This is a genomic window from Phenylobacterium sp. (assembly GCF_030693625.1).
Classification (GTDB): Bacteria; Pseudomonadota; Alphaproteobacteria; order Caulobacterales; family Caulobacteraceae; genus Phenylobacterium; species Phenylobacterium ferrooxidans.
In genome coordinates, this window is record NZ_JAUYAF010000002.1 from 53,091 (window position 1) to 77,535 (window position 24,445).

The following is a 24,445-nucleotide window of genomic DNA, read 5'->3' on the forward strand; positions in this document are numbered from 1 at the left end:
GCGACTAGCCGGCGTCGAAGGTCGTGCCGTCAAACAGCGGGGCCGGATTCACAAGGACCGGCGCGCCGAGGCCGGTGGTCCCCAAGGCCTCCAGCGCGAGGGCGGGACGGTAGACCGAGGCGATCAGGGCTTGGGCGTCCAGGTCCCCGTCGACCTGTTTCCAACGCCGCATCTGGGTGAGGAACCACTGGGCATGCTCCAGGCGCGGAACACAGGCCCCCTCGCGGTGGAAGATCAACTCCTCGCCGAGCGCCGGACGAATCGCCTCGGCCGCCGCACCGACATATTCAGGCTGGGCCAGCAGCGCCGCCAACTCGTCCCTGTTGTCCGCGACATCGCACCAGGCCTGGGCCCGGACCAGGGCCCGCAGCAGGGGCGCAAGACGATCGTCGTCGGCGAACTCCGCCCGCGCCCCGAGCACCTTGTCGGGGCCCCCTGGCCAGAACTGGGAGGTGCGCAGGGCGACACGGCCCAGGCCGCCCCGGGTCGCCACCGTGTTCCACGGCGCGCCGACGCACACCCCGTCCACCTGGCCGGTGCGCAGCTGCTCCACCATGCGTGGCGGCGGCGTCACCACCAGCCGCACGTCGCGGTCGAGGTCGACCCCCGCCTCCGCCAGCCAGTAGCGCAGCGCGTAGTTGTGCATCGAATAGGTGAAGACCACCGCGAAGGTCAGCGGCGGCTCGCCGGCCGCGCGGCGTTGGCCGATGAAGGCCGCCAGTCCGGCGGCGATCTCCTGCAGGCTCTCGGCCCCGGCCGGGAGGGCCAGGCTCAGTCGGTTGGACAGGGTCACGCCTGCGCCGTTCACCGCCAGGGCCAGGGGGGCGATCATCGGCGCCACGGGACCCCCGGCGCCGGCCGTGGCCGCCAGGGCCATGGGGGCCAGCATATGGGCGGCGTCGAGGGCGCCCACCGTGACCTTGTCGCGGATGGTCGCCCAGGAGGCCTCCCGGCTCAGGGTCACATCCAGGCCCTCGCCGGCGAAGAAGCCCTTGGCCTCCGCCGCCACGAGAGGCGCGCAGTCGGTCAGGGGAATGAACCCCAGGGTCAGGCTGCTCACGATGCGTCCCCCTTCAGCACGCCCGCGAAGGCCAGCAGATCGGTGGCCACCGCACCGAGCGGCCGGCCGGTGTCCATGGCCAGTTTGCGCAGCAGCTTGTAGGCGGCGTCCTCGTCCAGGCCGCGCTCCTTCATCAAGAGACCCTTGGCGCGGTCCACCACCTTGCGGGACTCCAGGTTGGCCTTGGCCTTGGCCAGGTCCCCGCGCAGCTGCTGCATCAGCGAGAACCGGGTCATGGCCACTTCCAGGATCGGCCGCACCCGCGCCGGCGCCAGGCCATCGACGATATAGGCCGCCACCCCGGCCCGGATCGCCTGCTCGGCGAGGCCGGGCTCGGAGCGGTCGGCGAACATCACCACCGGGCGCGGATTGGTCTCACCGGCTTCGCGCAGGCTCTCGAGCGTGTCGCGGTCGGCGCTGTCGCAGGCCACCACGATGATGTCAGGTGAGAAGCTCGCCGCCTCGGCGGCGTCGAACTGGGCGCTCTGGCGCACCTCCAGCGGGTCGACGCCATCCAGCCCCTCGGCCACCAGCGCCGCCCGGGCGGGGTCGGGATCTATGACAAGAACGCGCATGGGGCTCTGCTAACCGCGAAGCCCGGCCAAGACGCCACCCGTGTCGCGCCAATCGCCCAAGGCGCAGCCGAGACGCCTGTTTTCAGGGCAAACATCGCAAGTCATTTGGGCGCCTTGGGCCGATCGGGCTCGCCCGTCAGGCGATCACGCTCTTGCGGGGTATTGGCGCCTCGCAGCCGAGGAAGCAGCTCGGGGTCCAGCGCCACCTGGATCAACCCCGCCCGCTCCACGAACCGCCGCAGCGGCCAGTCGGCCTGGGCGTCCCCAGGAACCGCCGCCAGATCGAGCACCATGGGCAGAGGCTGCGCCTCGAACGCCGCGCCCGGCGCCTCGGCCGCCAGGAGGGGCGCAAGGTCCTCCGGGCGGATCGTCGGCGCATCGACCGCCAACACCAGCACCCGCCCCACCTGGTCGCCCAACAGAGCCACGCCCGCCAGCACCCCGGCCACCGGCCCGCTCAGCGGCGTGGGATCAGGCGCCCGGGGCAGGCCGAACTCGCCATCGCCCGCCGACACCACCACCGTGGCCCCCACCGAGCGCGCCAGCTCGGCCACCCGGTCGACGGCGCGGCGGCCATCCCACAGCTGCGCGGCCTTGTCCGTCCCCATCCGACGGGACGCCCCGCCAGTCAGGATGATCGCGCCGAGGGTTGGGGGGGTGCTCATGGGCGGACCGATGGAGCGGCCGCGCCCCGAGGTCAACGCCGGAGCCTCAAATCGCGATTGACTGCGAACGGCGCCCGCCCGAGAGAGTTGGCCATGGCGAACCTAGTCCTCAGCGTAATCGGCAGCGACCGCCCCGGTCTGACCCAGGCCCTGGCGGCCGCCGTGCTCTCGGCCGGCGGAAACTGGCTGGAAAGCCATCTCAGCCGCCTCGGCGGACTTTATGTCGGCTCCGTGCTGGTGGAGGCCGACGACCTCGAAGCCCTGCGCGCGGCCGTGCAGGCTGTGGACGCCCATGGGCTGGAGGTCCGCATCGCGCCTGCTCTCGAGGCCCCGATCGCCGGCGGGGAGGAGGTGCTCTTCGCCCTGGTCGGCCAGGACCGGCTGGGCATCGTGCACCAGGTGACGGCGATCCTCAGCCGGCTGGAGGTCAATATCGAGACCTTCGAGACCCGCATCAGCGCCGAGCCCCATTCGGGCGGCGCCCTGTTCCATCTCGACGCCCGCCTGCGCCTGCCGCCGACCCTGACCGCGCAGGATGTCCAGGCCGCCCTGGAGGCCATCTCGGCCGAGATCATGGTCGATATCAGCCTCGCCCCCGCCACAGCGCGCTAAACCTGATTGCGTTGGATCTGCCCCCGGCGCGTCTACCGGCTCGAGGCCTGACGTCGAGCCACGAGCAGGGCGCCTTCCAGGCCGGAATGGTCGAGGGCCGGGGTCCGCAGGTAGTCGGGCCCTGCGATCATGGGCGCGCCATAGTCGCCCATCGCGGTCTTCAACGCGGCGGCCACCGCGTCCACCAAGCCCGGCGTCGACATCACCCCGCCCCCCAGCACGATGCAGCGCGGCGACCAGGCGAGGGCCAGACTGGCGCAGAGCTGGGCGAGATAGTCGGCGGCCAGCGCCTTGAGGTCGGGGCGTTCGGCCAGGGTCTCGCCGGCCGCCAGCCGCCGTCCCAGCGCCGGCCCCGCCGTCAGCCCTTCGGCGCAGTCGGTGTGGAAAGGACAGGCGCTGGGGGTGGTGTCGTCCAGACGGCGGTGCAGTCGCAGGTGTCCGATTTCCGGATGCAGGGCGCCTTTCAGGGTCCGCCCTTCCAAGCATAGCGCCCCGCCGATACCGGAGCCCACGGTGACATAGGCCACGGCGTCCAGGCCCCTCGCCGCGCCGATGGCCTGCTCGGCGATCGCCGCGGCGGCCACATCGGTCTCCACCACCACCGGCGCGCCGAGGCGCTGCGCCAGGGCGGCGGCGAGGTTGAAGCCGCTCCAGTGCGGCTTGGGGGTCGGCAGCATCAGACCGCGGTCCGGCGAGGCGGGATCGACAATCAGGGGTCCGAAGCTGGCCAGGCCAATGGCGGCGAGCGTGTCGCCCGGCCTCAGGTCGGCCTGGATTGCGCCCACCAGGTCGATCACCGCCTGTTGCGGGGTGGTCGTCGCGAACCGATGGGTCGGGACATCAAGGGCGGCTTGCCGATCTGCGTCCGCCGTCGCCACCCGGCAGAGAATCTTCGTGCCGCCCGTCTCAATGGCGGCGATCAGGGGGCGGGTCATGCGGGCCTCCGTGACGGTCACGTGGCAATGACCTCTGCCCGCGATACTCAAGGTCAAAACTTGGTCGCCCGCGGCCCACGGCGCAATGATCTTTCCACCAAACCGGGCGCTCGCCACGGTCGCGGGCGCAGATGCGAGATGTGGAAGTCGCGCGGCGGTATTCGGCCGACCCTCGCCGCCCGCGACACAGGCTCACGCTCCCCGTGATAGGTTTTGAGAACCCGCGCCGGTTGAACCCTTCGTCTTGATGGGTTTCACAACTCAAGTTCGCTGAGCGATTTCTACCCAAACTGAGTACAGGTCTCCGCCGAAGCCGACGCGGCTGGGCTGACGGGCCTAGCTTGGAGGTCCGCGCGACCGGTCTCCCACGCTTGAATCCAGCGCTATCGCGACTGAATTTCAAATAGAATCCCTTCTGTTGCGAGCCTGGATCCCGACAGCATCGAACATGATCAGCGGGATTGTCGGTCGCGGCTCTCATGCCGCTTTGCAAAGGTGTAATATTCGCCTTTACTCGGCGAATCTTGAACGCGCGCCGGCGGCCCCACCGAGCGCGCGCCGTGGTTGAGGAGAACAGGACTGTGCCGGAGCTATCCAACAAGACCCCGGACCCGATGGACGTCGCCCTGGGTGCTGCGGTTCGTATCCGCAGGCGAACGATCGGCATGTCGCAGGAGGCCCTGGCCGAACAGTGCGGCGTCAGCTTCCAGCAAATTCAAAAATATGAGAACGGCGCGAACCGCATTTCCTTCTCGCGCCTGGTGCAGATAGCCCGCGCGCTGCGATGCCGCGTCGTGGACCTGATGGACGTCCTAGACACCCCCGGGCACGACGCCGTGGGAGACCTGGACCTGCTGTCGCGCATGCGCACGCCAGGCGCCCTGGAACTTCTGGCCGCATTCGAGAAACTGCCGCAGGACGCACGCGCCTCCCTCGTCAGCTTCATGCGCGCCCTTACTGGCCCGGACGGCAGCCTGCGCAGCAAGCAGAAGGAAATGGCGTAGGGACCCTGTCCGACTGACTGATTGTGGCTGGCGAGCCCGATCAGCTCTCGGCCAGAACCTTGTCGATGACGGCTCTCGCCTCGGGGCCTGCCCAGTCGGCGCCCCCGGCGAGGCGGGCGCGCTCCACCCCATCCTTGCCGAAGATCACCGTGGTGGGCATGCCGACGGCCGCTGGCTTGAAGTCGTAGGGGAGCTTCAGCTTGGGATCCCGGTAGAAGACCAGGGGCGCGTGCTTGGCGATGAACAGGCGCGCCTTCTCGGCGTCCCGCTCCCCATCGACGCTGACGGCCACCACGGCCACCGGCTGACCCTCATAGGCCGCCGCCAGCTTGGCCAGGGTGGGCATCTCGATCACGCAGGGACCACACCAGGTGGCCCACAGATTGACCACCACGACCTTGCCCTTGAAGTCGGCCAGCCGCACCGGCTTGCCGTCGGCGTCCTGGAAGCTGGTGGCCGGCGCGGGGCCGGCCTCTGCTGGGAAGATGAGCTTGGCCATCTCGCCCTTGGCGAGACTCTTCAGGCTGGTTGTCTGGCGGGGGTTTATGGATGCCTGCGCCATGATGTAGACAACCGCCGCGACGCCCAGCAGGGCGACGCCCCAGAGCGCGCCTTTCAGGAGGCCCGATTTGGGCTTCGACGTCTCCTCGGGTGCTTGGCTCATGTCCGACGACTCCACTCACGGTTCTGACGCGCCCGCATCTGGCCAGGCCATGTGGGGCGGGAGGTTCAGCGCGAAACCCGCCGAACTGATGCAGGCGATCAACGTCTCCATCGGGTTCGACAAGCGCCTGGCGCCGCAGGACCTGGCGGGGTCCCGCGCGCACGCGGCGATGTTGCGCAAGCAAGGCGTCATTACAAGCGCCGACGAGCAGGCGATCCAGGGTGGACTGCAGGCCATCGAGGCCGAGATGGCCGCCGGGACCTTCCCCTATCGCGACGAGTTCGAGGACATCCACATGAACGTGGAGGCCCGACTGCGGGAGCTGATCGGGCCGGTGGCCGGCCGCCTGCACACCGCCCGCTCGCGCAACGACCAGGTGGCGGTCGATTTCCGCCTATGGGTCCGGGACGCCTGCGACCGCACCATCGCCCAGCTGCGCGCTCTCCAGGAGGCCCTTGTCCTCAAGGCCGAGGCCCACGCTGAGACCCTGATGCCGGGCTTCACCCACCTGCAGCCGGCTCAGCCCGTCACCTTCGGCCACCACCTGATGGCCTATGTGGAGATGTTCGGCCGCGACGCCGGGCGCTTCGCCGATGCGCGCCGCCGGATGAACGAGTGCCCCCTGGGCGCGGCCGCCCTGGCTGGCTCGCCCTTCCCCATCGACCGTGACGCCACGGCCCAGGCGCTCGGCTTCGACCGCCCCACCGCCAATTCGCTGGACAGCGTTTCGGACCGCGACTTCGCCCTGGAGGCCTTGGCCGCGGGCACGCTGGCGGCCATCCACCTGTCACGTCTGGCCGAGGAGATCGTCATCTGGATGACGCCGCAATTCGGCTTCATCAAGCTGACAGACGCCTTCACCACCGGCTCCTCGATCATGCCGCAGAAGAAGAACCCGGACGCCGCCGAGCTGGTGCGCGCCAAGACCGGCCGGCTGATGGGCTCGTTCACCCAGCTCGCCGTGGTGATGAAGGGCCTGCCGCTGGCCTATTCCAAGGACATGCAGGAGGACAAGGTCCCCACCTTCGACGCCTTCGACGCCCTGGAGCTGTCCCTGGCCGCCATGGCCGGGATGGTGGAGGATATGGAGCCGGTCTCGGCCAGGATGGCGGCGGCCGCCGGCGCGGGGTTCTCCACCGCAACCGACCTCGCCGACTGGCTGGTGCGCACCCTCGACATGCCCTTCCGCGACGCTCACCATGTGACGGGCGCGGCGGTGAAACGGGCCGAGCAGCTTGGCTGTGATCTCTCCGACCTGCCGCTCAAGGAGCTTCAGGCCCTGTCGCAGGGGATCACCGCCGAGGTCTACGACGTTCTCACCCCACGGGCTTCCGCCGGGAGCCGCAAAAGCTACGGCGGCGCCGCGCCGGACCAGGTTCGCGCCCAAGTCGCGCGTTGGAAGGATATGCTGAAATGACCCTTCGCCCCCTCGTGCTGATCGGCGCGCTCGCGCTCTCCGCCACCGCTCTGTCGGGCTGCGGCAAGATGGGTGAGCTGGAACGCCCCGGCCCCATCGGCCAAGCCCGCTCCGGCTCCGACGCTGGGTCCGCGCCGATGCGCTCGATCCGCACCGTCGATCCCCGCGACCGCAACTCCGATCCGGCGCCCCAGCGCACCGAGCCGATTGAGAGCACCAACGACCCCATGGCCAGCGGGCCGCAGGGCGCCATCCCCGACCCCTACGCCCGCCCGCGATGAACCACTTCGAGCTGTCGGGAGGCGAGCTCGCCTGCGAGGACGTTGGGCTGACCACGATCGCGCAAGCTGTCGGCACGCCAGTCTATGTCTATTCCACCGCCACCCTGGAGCGGCACTATACGGTGTTGCGCGACGCCCTGGTGAACGAGGGCCTGGGCGACCCGCTGATCGCCTTCGCCGTGAAGTCCAACTCAAATGTGGCCGTGCTGCGCACCCTGGGCAATCTGGGCGCGGGCGCGGACACGGTTTCCGAAGGCGAGATTCGCCGGGCGCTGGCGGCCGGCATCCCGGGTGAACGCATCGTCTTCTCCGGGGTCGGCAAGACCGAGGGCGAGATCGCCTTCGCCCTCAAGCGCGGGGTCGGCGAGATCAATGTCGAGTCCGAGCCCGAGATGCACATGGCGTCCAGGGTCGCCCAGTCGCTGGGAACCCGCGCCACGATCGCCATCCGCGTGAACCCGGACGTCTCGGCCGGCGGACACGCCAAGATCTCCACCGGAAAGTCCGACAACAAGTTCGGCGTCTCCTTCTCCGAGGCCGAGCGCCTCTACGCCCAGGCCTCCAACAACGCGGGCCTGAAGCCGGTGGGCGTCACCTGCCACATCGGCAGCCAGATCACCCATCTGGCGCCGCTGGAGGAAGCCTTCGTCAAGATGCGCGGCCTCGTGGAGCGGCTGCGCGGCGAGGGGCTGGCGGTCGAGCGCCTGGACCTCGGCGGCGGGCTCGGCGTGCCCTATTTCAACATGCCGACGCCGGCGAGCCCGGCCGACTATGCGGCCATGATCGCCCGGACCATGAGGGGTCTGGACGTCCAGTTCGCCTTCGAGCCCGGCCGCATGATCTGCGCCAACGCCGGGATCCTGCTGTCGAGGGTGCAGCATATCCACGAGCGGCCCGAGGGGCGGAAGTTCGCGGTGCTGGACGCGGCCATGAACGACCTGATCCGGCCGGCCATGTACGACGCCTATCACGACATCCGGCCGGTGAAGCCCCGCGCCGGAGATCCCGTCACCTATGATGTGGTGGGTCCGATCTGCGAGACCGGCGACACCTTCACCCGCGACCGCGACCTGCCCCGCCTAGCGGCCGGCGATCTGGTGGCCTTCATGAGCGCGGGCGCCTACGGGGCGGTGATGTCGAGCGAATACAACAGCCGCCTGCTGGTTCCCGAGGTGCTGGTGAACGGCGACAGGTTCGCCGTCATCCGCCCACGTCCTACCTATGAGGACATGCTGGCCCGCGACGCCATGCCCGACTGGCTGGAGGCCTGACGGGCGCCCGGAACCCCAAGGCCTCGGCCCTTGTTCCCTTGGGTGACCTAGGAGGTCCCCCTATGAGTACGCGTCTCTATATCGCCGCCGTTCTTAGCCTGATGGTCGCCGGCGTTCTGTTCGGCATCGGCGCCATTCCGGTCTTGATGATCCCGGCCCTGTCGGCGAAGGCCAATCTGCTCCTGCCCATCGTTGTGGTGCTGTCGATCGTCCTGACCCCGCCGATCGCCTGGAAGCTTGCGCCGAAGCTGCGCGCCACGCCCCATCGGCCCTAGGTCAGTCCAGCGCCCCGATATAGGGCAGCCCGCGAAGAGCGCCGGCGGCGTCCATGCCATAGCCCACCAGGTAGCGGGCGGGCGCTTCCCAGGCCACGAAGTCCGGCACGATGGCCCTGGGCGTCGGCCAGGGCTTGGAGGCGAAGACGGCGGTGAAGGCGCGCGCCGCGCCGGCGTCGCGAACCAGGCGGCTGGCTTCAGACAGCGACAGGCCGGTGTCGATGACGTCGTCGATGATCAGGGCGGTGCGGCCCGACAACGGCCGCTGCAGGTCGGCGCGCACCTCGCACCGGCCCAGGCTGGCGCGCTCGTCGCCGTAGGAGGCCAGCCACAGGGCGTCGAAGCGGACATGCCGGCCAAGGCGCGACAGGGCCCGCGTCAGGTCCGAGGCGAACCACAGGCCTCCGGTCAACAGGCACACGGCCACGGTGTCGTCGTCGATCGCCGGCGCGATCTGCGCGGCCAGGGCGGCGACCCGGCGGGCGACCTCTTCCTCCGACAGCAGGACGACCGGATCAGCCATGGGGCTCCAGGGCGTAGGGGCTGTCGGACGACAGGGGCTTGGCCTCCACCGGCGCGGGGCCGTGAGACGCCGCAGGCGCATGGGGCGCCTCGGCCTCCGCCGCACCGCGCAGGGCGTGTTCCGGCGCCGGGTGAGCAGGCACAGGGACCTTGGCCTTGGTCTTCTTGCCCTTGGACTTGGCGGTGTCGGGCGCGAAGGAGATCTGCAGGTCGTGGGCCGAGGTCGGCGGGTCGAGGATCGCCAGGGCGAAGTGGCGGGTTTCGCCGGGGGGCACTACCGGGTCGGCGGGCCGGGCGATCTTGGTGACGATGGTCTTGCCGGCCTTGTTGAGCAGCTCGATCTTCAGGGGCGGGGTGACGATGGCGTGGTCTTCGACATTGCGGATCATGCCTGAGATGGACAGGGCCGCGTGTCCGTCCTGCAGGGCCGGTTCGGCCCGCGAGCCCTCGATCACCAGGCCAAGGGTGTTCACCGGCAGCCCTGCGAGGGCATAGGCCTTGGCCGAGCCCGGCATGATCTTGACCACATCGACCCGGAACACGACGGCCAGGCCGACGATGATGGCGAGCGTTGCGGCCATACCAGCCCAGACGATGCCGTGGGTGGCGGCCTCGCGCACCTTGCGCGTGTTCTCCACCTTGGCGCGGATCACCTTGGGCAGTTCGGCGCCGGGCAGGTCACTCAGCGCGGCGGGTTCCTCGGCCTGAGGTTCGAAGGGATCGCGGGCGACCGCGCCCTCCTCAGCCGAGACGTCCAGTTCCAGGGTCGCCTCGCGGTGGGCCGTCCAGCGGTGGCCACAGGAGGCGCACTTCACCGCGCGGCCCTCCGGGGCGATCTTGCGATCGTCCACGAAATAGCTGGTGGCGCACTCTGGACAGGTCAGGATCATGACGGCGGAACGGGTCTCGTAACCGGGGCTGTTGTTCTGGAGCGTCGCCGCCCTGGGACGGTCGGCGGTTCTGGAGGATTCGTCCTCCGGTCCCCATGCCGACGCGAACTGTTATCGCGATTCCTAGCACGCGGGCCTTGCCAAAACCCAAATCCCTGGCAGCGGCCGATCGTCCGGGTGGGAGATTCGCCCATCAGGCGAGCGCTGCGCAAGCTTGACCCAGGGACGGCGGCGCATGCGGAGGGTGGCCGCCGGTTCTGCTGGCGCATCGACCGGGCTTAGGGTAGCCGGGAAGGCCGATGTCCAGACAGCCGCATGACGAACAGGCGCTCGACGCCGATGACGCCATCCTGGCCTTCGACGACGTGTCGATGCGCTACGGTCGCGGGCCGGAGACGTTGAAAGACCTGACTTTTTCCCTGGAACCCGGCTCCTTCCATTTCCTCACCGGGGCTTCCGGGGCGGGCAAGAGTTCGCTGCTGAAGCTGATCTATCTGGCCGCCAAGCCCTCCAAGGGCCTGATGCACCTGTTTGGCCAGGACGTGTCGACGGTCCCTCCCAAGCAGCAGCCGATGCTGCGGCGGCGGATCGGGGTGGTGTTCCAGGAATTTCGCCTGCTCGACCACATGAGCGCCTTCGACAACGTCGCCCTGCCCCTGCGCATCGCCGGTCGCAAGCCCGACAGCTACCGGCAGGACGTCGCCGAACTGCTGGCCTGGGTGGGTCTGCGCAGCCGCATGCACGCCATGCCCGCGACCCTGGCCGGAGGCGAGAAGCAGAGGCTGGCGATCGCGCGCGCGGTGGTCAATCGCCCCGACATCCTGCTGGCCGATGAACCGACGGGGAATGTCGATCATGAGATGGGCCTGCGCATCCTGCGCCTGTTCGTGGAGCTGAACCGCCTGGGCACCACTGTGCTGATCGCCACCCACGACCAGGATCTGGTGGCGCGGTCGGGCAAGCCGGTTCTGCACCTGGAGGACGGCCGCCTGACTCAGCTGGGCCCCATCGGAGGCGCGTCATGAGCGACTTCGATCCTGGTCGCTGGAAGCCCGCCCCCTTCCTTCCCGAGACCGACGCCCGCGACGGCTCGCTGATCTTCGTGGTGGCGACGCTCTGCTTCCTGGCCTGCCTGACGGCGCTGACCGTGCTCGCCACCGACCGGGCCGCCCGGGGCTGGAGCGACCAGCTCACCGGCCAGGCCACCGTCATCGTTCGCGCCAAGGGCTCCGAGACCCCCGACAGCGCCGCCGCCCGCGCCGCCGAGGCCCTGTCGGGCCTGCCCGGGGTCGGCGAGGTCCGGGCCCTGGAGAAGGAGAAGGCAGAGGCCCTCATCGCCCCCTGGCTTGGCGACACCGCCGACCTGGACGACCTGCCGGTGCCGCGCCTCGTCGCCGTGGACCTCGACCCCAAGGCGCCGGCAACCCCGCAGAGCCTGGACAAGGCCCTGAAGGCCCAGGGCCTGGACGCGGTCGTCGACGATCACTCCATCTGGCTGAAGGACATTCAGCGCGCGGCCGGCATCGCCCGCTGGATCGGGGTGGGGGTGTTCGTCCTGATCGCGGCGGCCGCAGGCGCCGTGGTGGCCTTCGCCACCCGCGCAGGCCTCACCGCGCGGCACGAGGTGGTGGAGGTGCTGCACCTGGCCGGGGCCGAGGACACCTTCATCGCGCGCCTGTTCCAGATGCGGTTTGCGCGCATGGCGGCCCTGGCGGGCTTGTTTGGCGCCGGCGGCGCGGCGATCATGGGGGCGATACTGCGCCTCATGGGAGGGGGCCAAGGCTTGACCCCGGTGCTGCCTATCGTCTGGACCGATCTGCTGGCCGTCCTGCCCTGCCCCGTGGCGGCGGGTCTGGTGGCGGCGGTGGCCGCGCGTCTCACCGCCCAGTCCCTGATCGCGAAGATGACATGAGAAGCCTAGCCGCCATCCTGCTGGCCGCCTTCATCTGGACGGTGGGCCTGCTCTCCTTCACCGCCCGGATCGAGAATTCCACCCCCATGCCCGCGCCGCCGCGCGCCGATGGCATCGTGGCCCTGACCGGCGCGGGGTCCAACGAGCGGCTGGCCGCCGCCGTCAGTCTGCTCGAGGACGGCAAGGCCCAGCGGATGCTGGTCTCCGGGGTCAATCCGGAGGCCAGCCGCGAGGACATCCGCACCGTCAGCAAGGCGGTTCGCCGGCTCTATGACTGCTGCGTCGACCTGGATTTCACGGCCGCCGACACGGTGGGCAACGCCCGGGAGACGGCCGACTGGGCCAACAACCTGCGCTACAAGAGCCTGATCGTGGTCACCGCCGACTATCACATGCCCCGCGCCATGCTGGAGCTTCGGGCCGCCATGCCCGACATCGACCTGCGGCCCTATCCGGTGGTCACCAAGGTGGTGAACGCCAAGCGCTGGTGGCGCACCAGCGGCGGGGCGCGCTTGATGATCCTTGAATATTCCAAGTATCTGGCGATCCTCGGCCGCGAGGCCGTCCGGAAGCTGGGGCCAAGCGACGCGCCGGCCCAAGACAAGAAGGCCTGATCTTGCAGAAGCTCCGCTCCCTGACCTTCGCCGTGGTGTTCTACGCCTGGTCGGTCTTCGTCTCCCTGGTGATCCTCACCCCGCTTCTCATCGCCCCGCGCAGCTGGACGGCGGCGACCTTCGGACTCTGGAGCCGAGGCATCCGCCTGCTGCTGAAGGTGATCGCCGGCATTGAGGTCGAGGTGCGGGGCCGCGAATTCATGCCCACCACGGCGGCCCTGGTGGCCCCCAAGCACCAGTCGATGTTCGACGTCTTCTCCCAGTTCTCCCTGTTGCCGGACGCCTGTTTCGTCACCAAGAAGGAGCTGCTGATGATCCCCTTCTTCGGCTGGTTCGCCATGAAGGCCACCATGATCAGCGTCGACCGCGCAGGGCATGCCACGGCGCTGCGAAAGCTGGTCCGGGACGCCAAGGACCGCTTCAAGATTCCGCGCCAGCTGGTGATCTTCCCGGAGGGCACCCGGGGCGAGCCCGGCGCGCCCGGCGACTACAAGCCCGGCATCGCGGCCCTCTATCGCGAGCTCGAACTGCCGGTCTATCCGATGGCCACCAACGCCGGGGTCCACTGGTCGCGCAAGGGTTTCAACCTGACGCCGGGGACCATCGTCTTCGAGTATCTGGAGCCGATCCCGCCCGGCCTGAAACGCGGCGAGTTCATGCGCACCCTGGAGGAGCGGATCGAGGCGGCAACCGCCAAGCTGCTCAGTGAAGATCCCGCCTATCGGCCTCAACCAGCGCCAGCAATCGCGCCATGATCACGTCGTGGACGCCCTCGGCCCGAAGGTGCTCCACCAGGTCGCGCAGGTAGTCGACATTCTTGCCCGACAGGCCGGTGGCCCCCGCGATCAGCTCGGCCTGGCGCTCCAGGCTCAGCGCGCCTGCCCACTGCGGGTGCCGCGTGTCGGACAGGAAGACCAGTGTCTCAACGCGGCGGCCGTCGGCGAGGCGGACATGGGCGCTGCTTTCCACATAGGTCTCCGTGGGCTGCTCGCGCTCCCGCAGATAGGCGTAGACCTCGTCCCAGTCGCCTTCCGCCACCCGGTAGGCCGCACCGCGCACCGCACCGCCGGGGGCGAGACCCAAGACCAGGCCCGGGCGTTCATAGGTGCCCCGGTGGTGGACGGAATAGATGCAGAAGGCGCGGCGGCGGCCATGTAGGGTGGCGCTCTGGCGTTCGACGTATGCGAAGCCAGGCCGCCACATCAACGACCCGTAACCGAAAACCCAACGCTCAACAGACATGGCCCGCCGTTCAAAGACCCCCGAAGCTCCCCCTGTGCCCGATCCGGAACCCGCCCGCAAACCGCGAAGGTTCTGGCTCTATGCGCCGTTCATCGTCCTGCTGCTCGCCGCGGCGGGATGGACAGCCCTGTGGCTGCAGGTGCGCGGCCAAGCCGCAACCCGCATGGACACCGCCGTCAGCGAACTTCGCAAGGCCGGTTACGAAGTCACCTGGAAGGACCGCTCGCTCGGCGGCTACCCCTTCCGTCTCGACGTGGTGCTGACCGACGCCCGCATCCGCGAGCCCGGCGGGTGGTCGATCGCCACGCCCAGGCTGGAGGCCGAGGCCTTCCTCTACTCCCTGGGTCACTGGGTCACGGCGGCGCCCGAGGGCCTGACCCTGACCCGCCCCGTCGGGGGGCCGGTGGAGGTGCGCGGCGAACTGCTGCGCGCCAGCCTCAGCGGTCTCGACAAGCGTCCCCCCAGCTTCTCCTTCGAAGGCCGCAAGCTGGCCTTCGCGCCCGGCGCCGGGGCCCAGCCCTTTGGGCTGTCGGCCGCCGATAAGGTGGAGATGCACCTGCGCCCCGGCCCCGACGACCAGGGCGCCATCCTGTTCAAGGTCGACAACGGCAAGGCCCAGCTCAGCGGCCTGTTCGCTCAGCTGGCCGGCGACAAGCCGGTGTCCATCGTCTGGGATTCCATCCTCACCCGGATGAGCGGCTTCAAGGGCCAGACCTGGCCCGACGCCGTGCGGGCCTGGAGCAGCGGCGGGGGCCTTATCCAGGTGCGGCAGGCCGGCGTCACAGCCGGCGACGCCCTGATCGGCGCCCAGGCCGGTCAGCTTGGGGTCGGCTATGACGGCCGCCTGGTGGGATCGATGGACGTCACCCTGCGCCAGGCGCCCCGCGCGCTCGCCGCCATGGCCGCGACGGGGACCCTGCCGCCGGAAACGGCGCTCGCCGCCGCCGCCGTGGCCGCCGCCCGTGAGGACAGCGCCTCGGTGGCCCGCGCGACCCTCACCTTCGAGGCCGGGCGCATGACCCTGGGCCCCGTGGCGATCGGCGCCTCACCCCGCGTCTACTGATGCTGGGCCAGCCGAACGCCACTCCGCCGCCCTCTCCCGGCGGCGGGTCGGGCCCTTCTTCGCCTATTTGACCGCCCGCAGGGCGCCGGCCAGTTCGTCCGGGGCGGCGCAGAGGGCGTGGGCGCCCGCCTGCACGAGCTCTGCCTCCGACCCGTACCCCCACAGCACGCCCAGGGCCGCCATGCCGTTCTGGCGGGCGGCGATGATGTCATAGCTGCGGTCGCCGACCATGATCGCCTTGGCCGGGTCAATGCCCAGGGTGGTGATCATATGGGCGATGAGGTCGGCCTTGTCCTCGAACTGTCCGTCGGGATGGGCGCCGTAGACGCCTGCCAGATAGTGGCTGAACCCGAAGTGATCGGCCACGGCTTGCGCGAAGGGCTGGGATTTGGCGGTGCAGATGAACACCCGTCCCGCATAGGCCTCGCGCAGTTCGGCCAACGCCTCCAGGATCCCCGGATAAACCGCCGCCTCCTTGAGGCCGCGCTGCGCGACATAGGCGCGGTAGAGGCGCACGCCCTCCTCCATGTCCCCATCGTCGCCCAGCAGGCGCCGGAACGAGACGCGGATCGGCGGGCCGATCATCGAGAGCAGGTCGTCATCTGGCGGAATCTCGCGGCCCATCGCGGTCAGCGCTACGCGCACTCCGGCGAGGATGCCGGGGGCTGGATCGGTCAGGGTTCCGTCGAGGTCGAGCAGAAGGGTGGGGGCCATGTCGACAGCTAGACCACCGGGCCTTTGCCCGGCAACCGGTTTCCTGTGCAACTTTATTGCGGCAGACCGCCCTATTGCGCGGGGCCACGCGATGACTTAAGCGCCGAACCTTCGTTTTCGGGGGACAAAATGGCCGACGCCGATCCCAAGCTTGCCGCACCGTCGCTGGACGCCGTGCGCGCGCGCCTGGACGAGATCGACGCCAACCTGCTGGCCCTGGTCGATGAGCGCGCCGGTCTGGCCAAGCACGTGGCCGCCGCCAAGCAGGCGGCCGGCGACGGCGACAAGTTCGCCCTGCGGCCTGGCCGCGAGACGGCCCTCCTGCGACGCCTGCTGGCCAAGGAGCGCACGGCGGCGAGGCCAAGCCTCGTCGTCCGCATCTGGCGCGAGCTGATCGGCGACAGCCTCTCGCGCCAGGGACCCTTCCACATCAATGTCTGGGGCGGCAAGGAGCCGGCCCGGTCCGTCGAGCTGGCGCGTCACCGCTTTGGCGCCGCCCCGCCGCTGCGCACCCTGGCCAAGCCCGAAGAGGCCCTGGCCGCGGCCAAGACCCTGGGCGGGGTCGGGGTCCTGGCGCTGGCGTCGGACACCCCCTGGTGGGGCCGCCTGCTGGCCGATCCCAAGCTGCAGGTGTTCGCCGCCCTCCCCTGCCTCGCCGCCTGGGGTCCGATGACGGCGCTCGCCGTCGCCGAGGTCGAGGTCGAGCCCACTGGTGATGACCGCACCTTCTGGGTCACCGACGCCCCCGGGTCCGCCGCCGCCATTGAGGAGACCCTGGGCCGGGACGGGGTGGTGGGCGACCTGATCGCCGAGGTCGGCGGGCTGAAGCTCTTCGCCCTGATCGGCTTCTACCAGGCCGGCGACGAACGCCTGGCCCGCGCGCCGGGGCGCCTTTCCGGGGTGATCGGGGCTGCGCCCGCCCCGCTGGACGTGTAAGAGGCGGGCCTCATCCCCGCTTGAAGCGTCCCATGTCCGACACCGTCCTCGACCGCGCCAAGGCCCAGCGGCCCACGCCGAAGCCCGGCATCCTCGACATCGCCTGCTATGTTCCCGGCAAGGCCAAGGTCGAGGGCATCGAACATCCGCTGAAGCTCTCGGCCAACGAGAACATCCTCGGCTGCAGCCCGGACGCCAAGGCCGCCTTCGCCGGCGCCATCGACCTGCTGCACATGTACCCCGACGGCCGCACCACGATCCTGCGAACCGCCATCGCGCAGAAGTACGGCCTGGAGCCTGAGCGTCTGATCTTCGGCTGCGGCTCGGACGAGATTTTCCAGCTGCTGAACCAGACCTTCCTCGAACCCGGCGACAACATCGTCCAGGGCGAGTTCGGCTTCGGCGCCTACGCCATCGGCGCGCGGGCCTGCGGCGCGACCGTGAAGCTGGCCAAGGAGGTCAACCACCGCGTCGACGTCGACAACCTGCTGGCCGAGGTGGACGACCGCACCCGCCTGGTGTTCGTCGCCAACCCCGGCAACCCCACCGGCACCTGGATCACCGGCGAAGAGATCCGCCGCCTTCACGCCGGCCTGGCCCCCAGCGTCGTGCTGGTGCTGGACGGCGCCTATGCGGAGTTCGTCGCGGACCCGGCCTTCGAGGACGGCATGTCCATGGTGCGCGAGTTCGAGAACGTGGTGGTGACCCGCACCTTCTCCAAGCTGCACGGCCTGGCCGCCCTGCGGGTGGGCTGGGCCTATATGCCGGTGGAGATGGCCGACGCGCTCGACCGCATCCGCCTGCCGTTCAACGTCAACATCCCGGCCCAGGTGGCGGCCGTCGCGGCGCTGGGGGACGACGACTTCCAGGCCCGCTCCCTGGCCCTGGTGGAGCAGTGGCGACCCTATCTCATCCAGCAGCTGGGCGGCCTGGGCCTCGAACCCGTGCCCTCGGCGGCCAACTTCGTACTGGTGGGCTTCCCCAAGACGCCGGGCAAGACCGCCAAGGAGGCCGAGGCGTTCCTGGCGTCGAAGGGGATCATTGTTCGCGGGGTGGGCGGCTACGGCCTGCCGGACCACCTGCGGATCACCATCGGCCTCGAAGACCACAACCGCGCCGTGGTCGACGCGCTCACCGCCTTCGTGAAATCCTGATGGGCGAGATCCTCTTCCCCCGCATGGCGGTGATCGGCTGCGGCCTGATCGGCTCCTCGGTCATCCTGGCGGCCCGCGAGGCGGGCGCCGTGGGCGAGGTCATCGTCGCCGACCTCAGCGAGGCGCACCGCGCCCGCATCGTCGAGCTGGGCTATGCCGACAAGGTCACCGGCGACATCGCGCAGGCGGTGAAGGACGCCGACCTGGTGGTCTTCGCGGTTCCCGTGCTGGCCATGGGTGACGCCGCCAAGGCCGCCGCGCCGGCCATGAAGCCCGGCGCCATCGTCACCGACGTCGGCTCGGTGAAGGGCTCGGTGGCCGCCGCCCTGACCGCGGCCCTGCCCGACAACGTCTTCATCGTGCCGGGCCACCCGATCGCCGGCACCGAGCACTCGGGTCCCGACGCCGGCTTCGCCGAGCTGTTCCAGAGCCGCTGGGTGATCCTGACACCGCAGCCGCGGCAGGACGACGCCTACCTGGAGGCGGTCAGCCAGCTTTCGGAGTTCTGGCGGGCGCTGGGGGCGAATGTTGAATTGATGGACGATAGGCACCACGACCTGGTGCTGGCCGTCACCAGCCACCTGCCCCACCTGATCGCCTACAACATCGTCGGCACCGCCGCCGACATGGAGGAGGTCACCCAGGCTGAGGTGATGAAGTATTCGGCGGGGGGCTTCCGCGACTTCACGCGTATCGCGGCGTCCGATCCCACCATGTGGCGCGATGTTTTCGTGGCCAACAAGGAGGCGGTGCTGGAAATCCTTGGCCGCTTTACTGAGGACCTGCAAGCTCTGTCCCGGCAGATACGCTGGGGGGAGAGCGACAAGCTGTTCGAGCTCTTCACCCGCACCCGAGAGATCCGCCGCGGCATCATCGCGGCCGGCCAGGAAAGCGCCGAACCCAACTTCGGCCGCGACCGCGGCAAGCACTGATCAGGCGGCCGGGGGGCGCGCATGCCGGACCTTCTGACCAGCGTCGATCTCATGCTGCGGGGCGGCGCCTGCCTGCTGCTGGTGCTGGTGGCGGTCCTGCTGCTCCGCGACCACCGGCGGGCGCAGGCCGCGCGCCTGGGCGCCCTGTTCGCCCTGAGCGCCGCGGCCTTCGCGGTGTCCTCGGCCAGCGCCCTTGAAGGCCGGCTCGGGATCGTCGCCTTTCCCATCGAGGCCCTGACGGCCGGCGGCAACCTGGCCTTCTGGCTGTTCGCGCGGGCGCTGTTCGATGACGGCTTCCGGCTGCGGTCCTGGCATGGGGCGACCTGGGTGCTGATCGTCGCCGTCGGCCTGTTCGAGGCCCTGGCCCTGGGTCCGGAGATGACACCGGTGGCATGGGCGGTGCGCGGGTTCCTCGTCCTGGAGTCCCTGGGCCTGGGCCTGCTGGCGGCGGGTCAGACCCTGGCCTCGTGGCCGGCCGACCTGGTGGAGCCGCGCCGCCGCGTGCGGCCGTTCGTGATCGGCGCCGCCGCGGGGTTCATCGCCCTGAACGCCCTGTCCGATGTCCTGGGTCCTCGTCCGGCGAGCCCCGATGTCGGCAGCCTGATCCAGGCCCTGGCCCTGGCGCTCATCGCCCTGGCGGTGGCCGCGGCGCTGCTGCAGGTGACGGCGAGCGGTTGGCTGACCCCGGCCGCCAGTCCGGCGTCCGGCCTCGCCCATTCCGTGGAACCGGCCGACCAGAGCCTGGCCGCGGCCCTGGACCACGCCATGAGCTTCGACCGGGCCTATCGGCGCGAAGGCCTGACCATCGGCCGGCTGGCCGAGATGCTGGGGGCGCCCGAGTACCGGCTGCGGCGGCTGATCAATCAGGGACTGGGCCACCGCAACTTCAACAGCTACCTGAACGGCTACCGGATCGCCGAGGCCAAGGCCGCCCTGGCCGACCGCGCACAGGACGCGACGCCCATCCTGACCATCGCCCTGGACACGGGGTTCAACTCCCTGGGACCCTTCAACCGGGCCTTCCGGGCCGACACCGGTGTCACCCCTAGCGACTTCCGGCGCGCCACCGCCGATTCCGGAATCGGCCAGCCAGACTTCAAAACCGGCGCGAACGCCACCTCCTGAGGCGGCAGACGAGGGGTCGAACCCTTCGGAGCTCCTCAATGAACATCCAACACCTGCGCCCCCTGCTGCTGATCGCGGCGGCGGCCCCCCTCGCCGGCTGCGGCGCCCTGAGCGGCGCGGCCCACGTCGCCACCGGCCTAACCAGCCACCAGCTCTGCTCGGCCACCTTCGTCTCGGGCCTCGACCCGCAGGTCATCCGCCGCGAGGCGATCGATCCGGACCTGGGCCCGGCGCATTTCCTGGTCCGCCACGACGTCGACCGGGCCAACCGCGCCGTGACCGCGAGCCTGGCGGGCTTCGCGCCCAGCCGCGCCGTCCATCGCGGCGCCGCGGGCTGCCTGGTGCTGCGCGGCGCAGCCCCGCCGCCTCCGCCGACAAGACCCGCCATCACCGCTCCGGTCCCCCCCCCCCTGGAGACCGCCGCGACGTCACCCGCCATCGAGGCCGCCCTGGACCGCGCCTTCGCCGAGCCGGCCCGGCCGGCCCTGCGACAGACCAAGGCCGTCGTGATCCTGCACCGGGGCAGGATCGTCGGCGAACGCTACGCGGCCGGCTATGGGGTCGATACGCCGATCACGGGCTGGTCCATGACCAAGTCGGTGACCAACGCCCTGCTGGGGGTGCTGGTGGCCCAGGGCAAGGTCTCGGTGCAGGGGCCCGCCCCCGTGGCCGCCTGGGCCGCCCCGAGCGACCCTCGCCACGCAATCTCCATCGACAACCTGTTGCGGATGAACAGCGGCCTGGCCCTGGGCCAGTCCCTCACCGCCAGCCCCTGGAGCGCCTTCGACCCCTCGGCCCGGATCTTGTTCGCCGAGCGGGACAAGGCGCGAGCCGCCGTCGCCGCGCCCTTGAAGGCGGTGCCCGGAACCGACTGGACCTATGCCGACGCCAGCACGCTGATCCTCTCGCGCATCCTCCGCGACCAGGCCGGCGGCGACCAGGCCGGCGGCGACCAGGACGCTCTGCTGGCCTTCGCTCACCGCGACCTGTTCGACAGGCTGGGCCTGGAGCACGCCACCCTGGAGCTGGACGCCACCGGCACGCCGCTGGGCTCCACGCACATGTGGGCCAGCGCCCGGGACTGGGCGCGGCTGGGGCAGCTCTATCTCGATGACGGCAAGGTCAGGGGAGAGCAGATCCTGCCCAAGGGTTGGGCGGACTATTCCGCCCGCCCGACCGTCGGCAGCGAGGCCGTGGGCTATGGCGCCGGCTTTTGGACCAATCGGGGGTCGGGAGAGGGGGTGCGGCGGCGTATCGCCTGGGGCATGCCGGCCGACGCCTTCATGGCCCGCGGCCACCACGGCCAGTACGTGATCGTGGTCCCCTCGGCCCGGCTGGTGGTGGTGCGGCTAGGGACCACCCCCACCCCGACCAGCGACATGGAGACCGTGGCCCGGCTGGTGGGCGAGGTCATCGCCGCCACGTCTGCGCCGAACTAGGAGGCGCTGGCGGCGCGCGCCTGACCCGAAGGCGCGCGTTCCGGGTAGGGTGGGCCGCGACACCCGATTCGACAAAAGGACGACCCATGAACGGCTACGCCTGGCTCGGCATCGCCATCGTCTGCGAGGTGATCGCCACCACGGCGCTGAAGGCGTCGGACGGGTTCTCCAAGACCCTTCCGTCGATCATTTCGGCCGGGGGCTACGGGGTGGCCTTCTACGCCCTGTCCCACTCCATGAAGACGGTGCCGGTGGGGGTCGGCTACGCTATCTGGTCGGGGATCGGGATCGTGCTGATCACCCTGCTGGCCTGGGTGGTCTTCAAGCAGAAGCTCGACCTGCCCGCGGTGGTGGGCATGGGGATGATCCTGGCCGGGGTGCTGGTGATCAACCTCTATTCGAAGGCGGTGGTGTAGCCCTTTCCTCCCCCTTACGCTTCGCTAAACGGGAGGAAAGACGCTAGCCGCCGTCTACCGCGCTGATGAGAACCCCCATGTTCTTGATGAAGGCTGAGGTGGAGACACCCATCACCGGCGTGGCCGTCGGATAGGGCGAGGTGTCGAAGTCGTCGCCCACATGGGTCTGGGAATAGTCGCCTGGGGTTGGCGTCTTGGGACCCGGGCCCTTGTAGGGATGGCTGGCAGCGAGCAGGGGCGTGGGCCAATAGCCCTCGGTGTTCAGGTCGGCCACCAGCCTGGCGACGGTCTCGGGGCTGGCCTTGAGCGACGCCATCGTCCCCCCGCCATTGAGGTCGGAGGTGGCGAAATCCTGGCTGGCGAAGAAGCGCGGCAGGGCCCCCTTGTGGGTCAGGGGAGAGTTCGCCGCCACCCTGTCCGGCGGGGTCGCCTTCAGCGCCGCATAGCGGGCGCGGAGCTCATCCAGCTTCACGAGCCGGAAGGCGCTGTAGTGGGCCAGGCTCTTGTCCGGATCGCCGTCCGCATAGTAGGCGCCGTTGACCACATTGGACCCGCGCCGGTGGACATAGAGCGGCCGGTCGGTCCCGATCTCCAGGAAGGTCGGATGGGTGCGGCCGTCCGGCCGGGGCCTGGGCAGGGCGACCTTGGCGAGCCAGGTGAGGGCCTCGGGGACGCGGGCCAGATACTTGGGATCGCCGGTGAGTTCGTAGAAGGTCATCAGCTGGGCGGTGTTGACCGCCGTGGTGTGGGTGGTCAGGGCCAGGGGCTCATAGCTGCGCGCGGCGGCGGGCTTCAGGTCGTCGACCCGGTGCTGCAAGCCCCAGCCGGCCTGGGGGGCCGGCTGCTGGGTGATGAGGAAGACGTCCATGGCGCGGCGGATGGCGGGGCCCACGCGGGGATCGCCCAGGGTCTGGGCCACCATGACCAGGAACTTGATGTTCTCCCCGGCCACATCGTCATTGAAGGTGATGTGGCCGGTGTAGTCGGCCCCATGCTTGGTGAACGGCCGCCCCGCGGGCCAGCGCTGCGGCCAGCCGCCGTTGGGATATTGGCTGTTCAGGACGAAATCCAGCGCCCGGTCCAGGGCCGCTTTGAACCGGGGATCGCGCTTCTCGAGATAGATGCGCAGCAGGAACTGCATGGCCTCCGAGGAGCCCGCGTCGTCAAAGGTGGCGTTGCCCCAGTCGTGCTGGAATTCCTCCATCCGCCAGGCGTTGGCCCCGATGGTGGCGTACCATTTCGCCTTGGCCGCCTCGCCGCCGAAGTCGATCAGGTAGTTCCAGCCGCCGGTGGGCAGCTGGCCCGCCATCAGGCACTCGGCGGCCTGGGTGGCGGCGGCGTAGTAGGCCTCGTCGCCGGTGGCGTGATAGGCGTCGAGGAACAGGTGGCCCACCGTGCCGGTTCCCGGCGGCTGCACCCAGACCTGGGTGGCGCTGGCCTCCAGCTCCCCCCAGCGGCGCGAGAAGTCGGGCAGGTAGGACCAGACATAGCCCCCATGCACCGCGGCCTTGTCGGTCATGAAGGCGGTGGCGCGAGTCATGGCGGCCAGGACCTGGGCGCGGCTCGGAGCAGGTGCGGCGGCGGCCGGAAGCGCCAGGGCGCCGGCCACGCCGGCGAGAATGACCCGTCGGGTCGTAAGCATCTGCAGCCTCCCTGGCGTTGCGGTCATCATGACACCGGTGTCAGACGACGCAACCATCCGCGCAGCTTGATTTCCGCATGGGAATGATAGGTTGCCTGGAGAAAATGGTCCCAGGGAAGCCAGCATGATCGACCCGGCGGCGCGCGCCCGCTTCGAGGCCCGCGTGATTGAAGGTGGAGATGGCGACGACGCCAAACGGTTGGCCGCATCCCTCCGGGCGGGCGGCGCGGCCCAGTCCGATCTGGCGGCGCTGCTGGTCCATGCCGCGACCGCGGCGCCGGAGAAGCTGGTCCTGATCTATGATGGGGCCACCGAGGGCTGGCTGGGGGTCGCTCCGCGCGGGCCGATGATCGAGGCCCACGGCGCCCCCGAGCCCATCCCTGCCGCCTTCTGGGACAGCTTCTGGAGCCTCGTGGACGACCCGGTCGCCAACCTCGACGCCGGAGAGGTCACGGTCCGCACCGCCGCCCTGGCCGGAACCCTGCCTGACCTGCAAGGCCGCGTGGCCAGGTGCGCCGGGCTCTATCCCGGTGTCTCCGCCGCCGCCGCCACCGGCTATCCCAAGCCCTTCACCCTGGAGGCCCTGGCCCGGTGCCCGGCGGGATCGCTGGGGGCGGAGTTCCATGACCTGATCGTCGACAACGGCTTCGACCTGGAGGTTCTGGACCGAGAAGCGCTGGGCCTGGCCGACATGCCCGCGCCGCTGGACTACCTCAACGCCCGCATCCTGCAGTGCCACGATCTCTGGCACCTCCTGGCCGGCTACCGGACCACCGCCCTGCACGAGGTGGCGATCTCGGGCTTCCAGATGGCCCAGTTCGGCCACCACTACTCCTCGATGTTCCTGGGAATGGTCACCAGCAAGATCGCTCTGGGCCAGGCCGAGGCCCTACCCCTGTTCCTGGACACCATCCTGAGCGCCTGGACCCACGGCCGGCGGAGCCCGCCTCTGATCGGCCTGGACTGGGAGCGCCTCTGGGACCAGCCCGCCGACGCAATCCGCGCCGCCACCGGTGTCAGCCTCTATGTCTCGCCCTATCCGGCGGATCTGTTCGAGCAGATGCGGGCGGCGTGACGTCCCTTTT

The 24,445-nt window shown here is 70.0% G+C and carries 28 protein-coding genes; 18 read left to right on the top strand and 10 right to left on the bottom strand.

Annotated features, from left to right (window positions below; translation table 11 throughout):
- Positions 1-4 precede the first annotated feature (4 nt).
- The 3 genes from Q8N10_RS00285 to Q8N10_RS00295 form a co-directional block, all read right to left on the bottom strand.
- Complete coding sequence (locus Q8N10_RS00285; protein WP_304776838.1) at positions 5-1,060, bottom strand: CmpA/NrtA family ABC transporter substrate-binding protein; 1,056 nt, start codon at positions 1,058-1,060, stop codon at positions 5-7.
- Entirely contained in the window at positions 1,057-1,635 is a 579-nt protein-coding gene (locus Q8N10_RS00290) for an ANTAR domain-containing response regulator (protein WP_304776841.1), read from the bottom strand. The genes Q8N10_RS00285 and Q8N10_RS00290 overlap by 4 nt, the downstream gene beginning before the upstream one ends.
- 101 nt (positions 1,636-1,736) lie before the next feature.
- On the bottom strand, positions 1,737-2,300 hold the full coding sequence (locus Q8N10_RS00295; RefSeq protein ID WP_304776844.1) for a molybdenum cofactor guanylyltransferase: 564 nt from the start codon (positions 2,298-2,300) through the stop codon (positions 1,737-1,739).
- 93 nt (positions 2,301-2,393) lie between these two features.
- Here Q8N10_RS00295 and Q8N10_RS00300 point away from each other — a divergent pair, with 93 nt between their 5' ends.
- Complete coding sequence (locus Q8N10_RS00300; protein WP_304776846.1) at positions 2,394-2,912, top strand: glycine cleavage system protein R; 519 nt, start codon at positions 2,394-2,396, stop codon at positions 2,910-2,912.
- A gap of 32 nt (positions 2,913-2,944) precedes the next feature.
- Here Q8N10_RS00300 and Q8N10_RS00305 read toward each other — a convergent pair whose 3' ends face one another.
- Positions 2,945-3,847, bottom strand: a complete 903-nt coding sequence (locus Q8N10_RS00305; RefSeq protein WP_304776849.1) for an ROK family protein — start codon at positions 3,845-3,847, stop codon at positions 2,945-2,947.
- 581 nt (positions 3,848-4,428) lie between these two features.
- Here Q8N10_RS00305 and Q8N10_RS00310 point away from each other — a divergent pair.
- Entirely contained in the window at positions 4,429-4,851 is a 423-nt protein-coding gene (locus Q8N10_RS00310) for a helix-turn-helix domain-containing protein (protein ID WP_304776852.1), read from the top strand.
- A 40-nt stretch (positions 4,852-4,891) separates the two neighbouring features.
- Here the strand turns inward: Q8N10_RS00310 and Q8N10_RS00315 are convergent, their stop codons facing one another.
- Positions 4,892-5,515: a TlpA disulfide reductase family protein gene (locus Q8N10_RS00315; protein ID WP_304776855.1), complete on the bottom strand. Its 624-nt coding sequence runs from the start codon at positions 5,513-5,515 to the stop codon at positions 4,892-4,894.
- Here Q8N10_RS00315 and argH point away from each other — a divergent pair.
- From argH to Q8N10_RS00335, 4 genes are all read left to right on the top strand, one after another.
- Positions 5,514-6,932 (top strand): argininosuccinate lyase, encoded by a 1,419-nt coding sequence (gene argH / locus Q8N10_RS00320; RefSeq protein WP_304776857.1) that lies wholly within the window; start codon positions 5,514-5,516, stop codon positions 6,930-6,932. The two genes, Q8N10_RS00315 and argH, sit on opposite strands and share 2 nt — an antisense overlap.
- Complete coding sequence (locus Q8N10_RS00325) at positions 6,929-7,213, top strand: hypothetical protein (RefSeq protein ID WP_304776859.1); 285 nt, start codon at positions 6,929-6,931, stop codon at positions 7,211-7,213. Before argH ends, Q8N10_RS00325 begins: the two co-directional genes overlap by 4 nt.
- The gene (gene lysA / locus Q8N10_RS00330) at positions 7,210-8,484 is read left to right on the top strand and encodes a diaminopimelate decarboxylase (protein WP_304776862.1); all 1,275 of its coding nucleotides are present in this window, start codon (positions 7,210-7,212) and stop codon (positions 8,482-8,484) included. The genes Q8N10_RS00325 and lysA overlap by 4 nt, the downstream gene beginning before the upstream one ends.
- Positions 8,485-8,546: 62 nt before the next feature.
- Positions 8,547-8,759: a hypothetical protein gene (locus Q8N10_RS00335; RefSeq protein WP_304776865.1), complete on the top strand. Its 213-nt coding sequence runs from the start codon at positions 8,547-8,549 to the stop codon at positions 8,757-8,759.
- A gap of 1 nt (position 8,760) precedes the next feature.
- Here Q8N10_RS00335 and Q8N10_RS00340 read toward each other — a convergent pair whose 3' ends face one another.
- Both Q8N10_RS00340 and Q8N10_RS00345 read right to left on the bottom strand, forming a co-directional pair.
- Complete coding sequence (locus Q8N10_RS00340) at positions 8,761-9,282, bottom strand: phosphoribosyltransferase (RefSeq protein WP_304776868.1); 522 nt, start codon at positions 9,280-9,282, stop codon at positions 8,761-8,763.
- Positions 9,275-10,171, bottom strand: coding sequence for a DUF3426 domain-containing protein (locus Q8N10_RS00345; RefSeq protein ID WP_304776869.1), 897 nt, complete (start codon positions 10,169-10,171; stop codon positions 9,275-9,277). Before Q8N10_RS00345 ends, Q8N10_RS00340 begins: the two co-directional genes overlap by 8 nt.
- Before the next feature lie 299 nt (positions 10,172-10,470).
- Here Q8N10_RS00345 and ftsE point away from each other — a divergent pair, with 299 nt between their 5' ends.
- Genes ftsE through Q8N10_RS00365 form a run of 4 tightly spaced genes read left to right on the top strand, consistent with a single transcriptional unit; the run spans position 10,471 to position 13,452 of the window.
- A complete protein-coding gene (ftsE, locus tag Q8N10_RS00350; RefSeq protein ID WP_304776871.1) occupies positions 10,471-11,196 on the top strand; it encodes a cell division ATP-binding protein FtsE in 726 nt (241 codons plus the stop codon).
- On the top strand, positions 11,193-12,083 hold the full coding sequence (locus Q8N10_RS00355; protein WP_304776872.1) for an ABC transporter permease: 891 nt from the start codon (positions 11,193-11,195) through the stop codon (positions 12,081-12,083). The genes ftsE and Q8N10_RS00355 overlap by 4 nt, the downstream gene beginning before the upstream one ends.
- Positions 12,080-12,697: a YdcF family protein gene (locus tag Q8N10_RS00360; RefSeq protein WP_304776873.1), complete on the top strand. Its 618-nt coding sequence runs from the start codon at positions 12,080-12,082 to the stop codon at positions 12,695-12,697. Before Q8N10_RS00355 ends, Q8N10_RS00360 begins: the two co-directional genes overlap by 4 nt.
- 2 nt (positions 12,698-12,699) lie before the next feature.
- Positions 12,700-13,452, top strand: a complete 753-nt coding sequence (locus Q8N10_RS00365) for a 1-acyl-sn-glycerol-3-phosphate acyltransferase (RefSeq protein ID WP_304776874.1) — start codon at positions 12,700-12,702, stop codon at positions 13,450-13,452.
- On the opposite strand, the gene Q8N10_RS00370 is transcribed toward Q8N10_RS00365, so the two are convergent.
- The gene (locus Q8N10_RS00370) at positions 13,400-13,939 is read right to left on the bottom strand and encodes a gamma-glutamylcyclotransferase (protein ID WP_304776876.1); all 540 of its coding nucleotides are present in this window, start codon (positions 13,937-13,939) and stop codon (positions 13,400-13,402) included. The two genes, Q8N10_RS00365 and Q8N10_RS00370, sit on opposite strands and share 53 nt — an antisense overlap.
- Positions 13,940-13,973: 34 nt before the next feature.
- On the opposite strand from Q8N10_RS00370, the gene Q8N10_RS00375 reads away from it, so the two are divergent.
- A complete protein-coding gene (locus tag Q8N10_RS00375) occupies positions 13,974-15,002 on the top strand; it encodes a DUF2125 domain-containing protein (protein WP_305663838.1) in 1,029 nt (342 codons plus the stop codon).
- A 63-nt stretch (positions 15,003-15,065) separates the two neighbouring features.
- Here the strand turns inward: Q8N10_RS00375 and Q8N10_RS00380 are convergent, their stop codons facing one another.
- Positions 15,066-15,716 (bottom strand): HAD hydrolase-like protein, encoded by a 651-nt coding sequence (locus Q8N10_RS00380; RefSeq protein ID WP_304776880.1) that lies wholly within the window; start codon positions 15,714-15,716, stop codon positions 15,066-15,068.
- A 129-nt stretch (positions 15,717-15,845) separates the two neighbouring features.
- Here Q8N10_RS00380 and Q8N10_RS00385 point away from each other — a divergent pair, with 129 nt between their 5' ends.
- The 6 genes from Q8N10_RS00385 (at position 15,846) to Q8N10_RS00410 (ending at position 21,718) form a co-directional block, all read left to right on the top strand.
- Positions 15,846-16,652: a chorismate mutase gene (locus tag Q8N10_RS00385; protein ID WP_304776882.1), complete on the top strand. Its 807-nt coding sequence runs from the start codon at positions 15,846-15,848 to the stop codon at positions 16,650-16,652.
- A gap of 32 nt (positions 16,653-16,684) precedes the next feature.
- Positions 16,685-17,806 (top strand): histidinol-phosphate transaminase, encoded by a 1,122-nt coding sequence (hisC, locus tag Q8N10_RS00390; RefSeq protein WP_304776883.1) that lies wholly within the window; start codon positions 16,685-16,687, stop codon positions 17,804-17,806.
- On the top strand, positions 17,806-18,738 hold the full coding sequence (locus Q8N10_RS00395) for a prephenate/arogenate dehydrogenase family protein (RefSeq protein WP_304776884.1): 933 nt from the start codon (positions 17,806-17,808) through the stop codon (positions 18,736-18,738). Before hisC ends, Q8N10_RS00395 begins: the two co-directional genes overlap by 1 nt.
- 21 nt (positions 18,739-18,759) lie before the next feature.
- On the top strand, positions 18,760-19,863 hold the full coding sequence (locus Q8N10_RS00400; protein WP_304776886.1) for a helix-turn-helix domain-containing protein: 1,104 nt from the start codon (positions 18,760-18,762) through the stop codon (positions 19,861-19,863).
- 38 nt (positions 19,864-19,901) lie between these two features.
- A complete protein-coding gene (locus tag Q8N10_RS00405; protein ID WP_304776888.1) occupies positions 19,902-21,302 on the top strand; it encodes a serine hydrolase in 1,401 nt (466 codons plus the stop codon).
- Positions 21,303-21,388: 86 nt separating this feature from the next.
- Positions 21,389-21,718: an SMR family transporter gene (locus tag Q8N10_RS00410; RefSeq protein WP_304776890.1), complete on the top strand. Its 330-nt coding sequence runs from the start codon at positions 21,389-21,391 to the stop codon at positions 21,716-21,718.
- Between the two features lie 43 nt (positions 21,719-21,761).
- On the opposite strand, the gene Q8N10_RS00415 is transcribed toward Q8N10_RS00410, so the two are convergent.
- Positions 21,762-23,360: a pectate lyase gene (locus Q8N10_RS00415; RefSeq protein ID WP_304776891.1), complete on the bottom strand. Its 1,599-nt coding sequence runs from the start codon at positions 23,358-23,360 to the stop codon at positions 21,762-21,764.
- Between the two features lie 124 nt (positions 23,361-23,484).
- On the opposite strand from Q8N10_RS00415, the gene Q8N10_RS00420 reads away from it, so the two are divergent.
- A complete protein-coding gene (locus Q8N10_RS00420; protein ID WP_304776892.1) occupies positions 23,485-24,435 on the top strand; it encodes a Coq4 family protein in 951 nt (316 codons plus the stop codon).
- Positions 24,436-24,445: the final 10 nt, after the last annotated feature.

Bases quoted from the DNA above. Each gene is read 5' to 3' on its own strand.
- Q8N10_RS00370 (WP_304776876.1), bottom strand. From the start codon at position 13,939: ATGTCTGTTGAGCGTTGGGTTTTCGGTTACGGGTCGTTGATGTGGCGG.
- Q8N10_RS00420 (WP_304776892.1), top strand. From the start codon at position 23,485: ATGATCGACCCGGCGGCGCGCGCCCGCTTCGAGGCCCGCGTGATTGAA.
- Q8N10_RS00400 (WP_304776886.1), top strand. From the start codon at position 18,760: ATGCCGGACCTTCTGACCAGCGTCGATCTCATGCTGCGGGGCGGCGCC.
- Q8N10_RS00340 (WP_304776868.1), bottom strand. From the start codon at position 9,282: ATGGCTGATCCGGTCGTCCTGCTGTCGGAGGAAGAGGTCGCCCGCCGG.
- lysA (WP_304776862.1), top strand. From the start codon at position 7,210: ATGAACCACTTCGAGCTGTCGGGAGGCGAGCTCGCCTGCGAGGACGTT.
- Q8N10_RS00385 (WP_304776882.1), top strand. From the start codon at position 15,846: ATGGCCGACGCCGATCCCAAGCTTGCCGCACCGTCGCTGGACGCCGTG.
- Q8N10_RS00295 (WP_304776844.1), bottom strand. From the start codon at position 2,300: ATGAGCACCCCCCCAACCCTCGGCGCGATCATCCTGACTGGCGGGGCG.
- Q8N10_RS00335 (WP_304776865.1), top strand. From the start codon at position 8,547: ATGAGTACGCGTCTCTATATCGCCGCCGTTCTTAGCCTGATGGTCGCC.
- Q8N10_RS00355 (WP_304776872.1), top strand. From the start codon at position 11,193: ATGAGCGACTTCGATCCTGGTCGCTGGAAGCCCGCCCCCTTCCTTCCC.
- Q8N10_RS00290 (WP_304776841.1), bottom strand. From the start codon at position 1,635: ATGCGCGTTCTTGTCATAGATCCCGACCCCGCCCGGGCGGCGCTGGTG.
- Q8N10_RS00315 (WP_304776855.1), bottom strand. From the start codon at position 5,515: ATGAGCCAAGCACCCGAGGAGACGTCGAAGCCCAAATCGGGCCTCCTG.
- hisC (WP_304776883.1), top strand. From the start codon at position 16,685: ATGTCCGACACCGTCCTCGACCGCGCCAAGGCCCAGCGGCCCACGCCG.
- Q8N10_RS00395 (WP_304776884.1), top strand. From the start codon at position 17,806: ATGGGCGAGATCCTCTTCCCCCGCATGGCGGTGATCGGCTGCGGCCTG.
- Q8N10_RS00405 (WP_304776888.1), top strand. From the start codon at position 19,902: ATGAACATCCAACACCTGCGCCCCCTGCTGCTGATCGCGGCGGCGGCC.
- ftsE (WP_304776871.1), top strand. From the start codon at position 10,471: ATGTCCAGACAGCCGCATGACGAACAGGCGCTCGACGCCGATGACGCC.
- Q8N10_RS00410 (WP_304776890.1), top strand. From the start codon at position 21,389: ATGAACGGCTACGCCTGGCTCGGCATCGCCATCGTCTGCGAGGTGATC.
- Q8N10_RS00380 (WP_304776880.1), bottom strand. From the start codon at position 15,716: ATGGCCCCCACCCTTCTGCTCGACCTCGACGGAACCCTGACCGATCCA.
- Q8N10_RS00325 (WP_304776859.1), top strand. From the start codon at position 6,929: ATGACCCTTCGCCCCCTCGTGCTGATCGGCGCGCTCGCGCTCTCCGCC.
- Q8N10_RS00415 (WP_304776891.1), bottom strand. From the start codon at position 23,360: ATGCTTACGACCCGACGGGTCATTCTCGCCGGCGTGGCCGGCGCCCTG.
- Q8N10_RS00345 (WP_304776869.1), bottom strand. From the start codon at position 10,171: ATGATCCTGACCTGTCCAGAGTGCGCCACCAGCTATTTCGTGGACGAT.
- argH (WP_304776857.1), top strand. From the start codon at position 5,514: ATGTCCGACGACTCCACTCACGGTTCTGACGCGCCCGCATCTGGCCAG.
- Q8N10_RS00300 (WP_304776846.1), top strand. From the start codon at position 2,394: ATGGCGAACCTAGTCCTCAGCGTAATCGGCAGCGACCGCCCCGGTCTG.
- Q8N10_RS00305 (WP_304776849.1), bottom strand. From the start codon at position 3,847: ATGACCCGCCCCCTGATCGCCGCCATTGAGACGGGCGGCACGAAGATT.
- Q8N10_RS00360 (WP_304776873.1), top strand. From the start codon at position 12,080: ATGAGAAGCCTAGCCGCCATCCTGCTGGCCGCCTTCATCTGGACGGTG.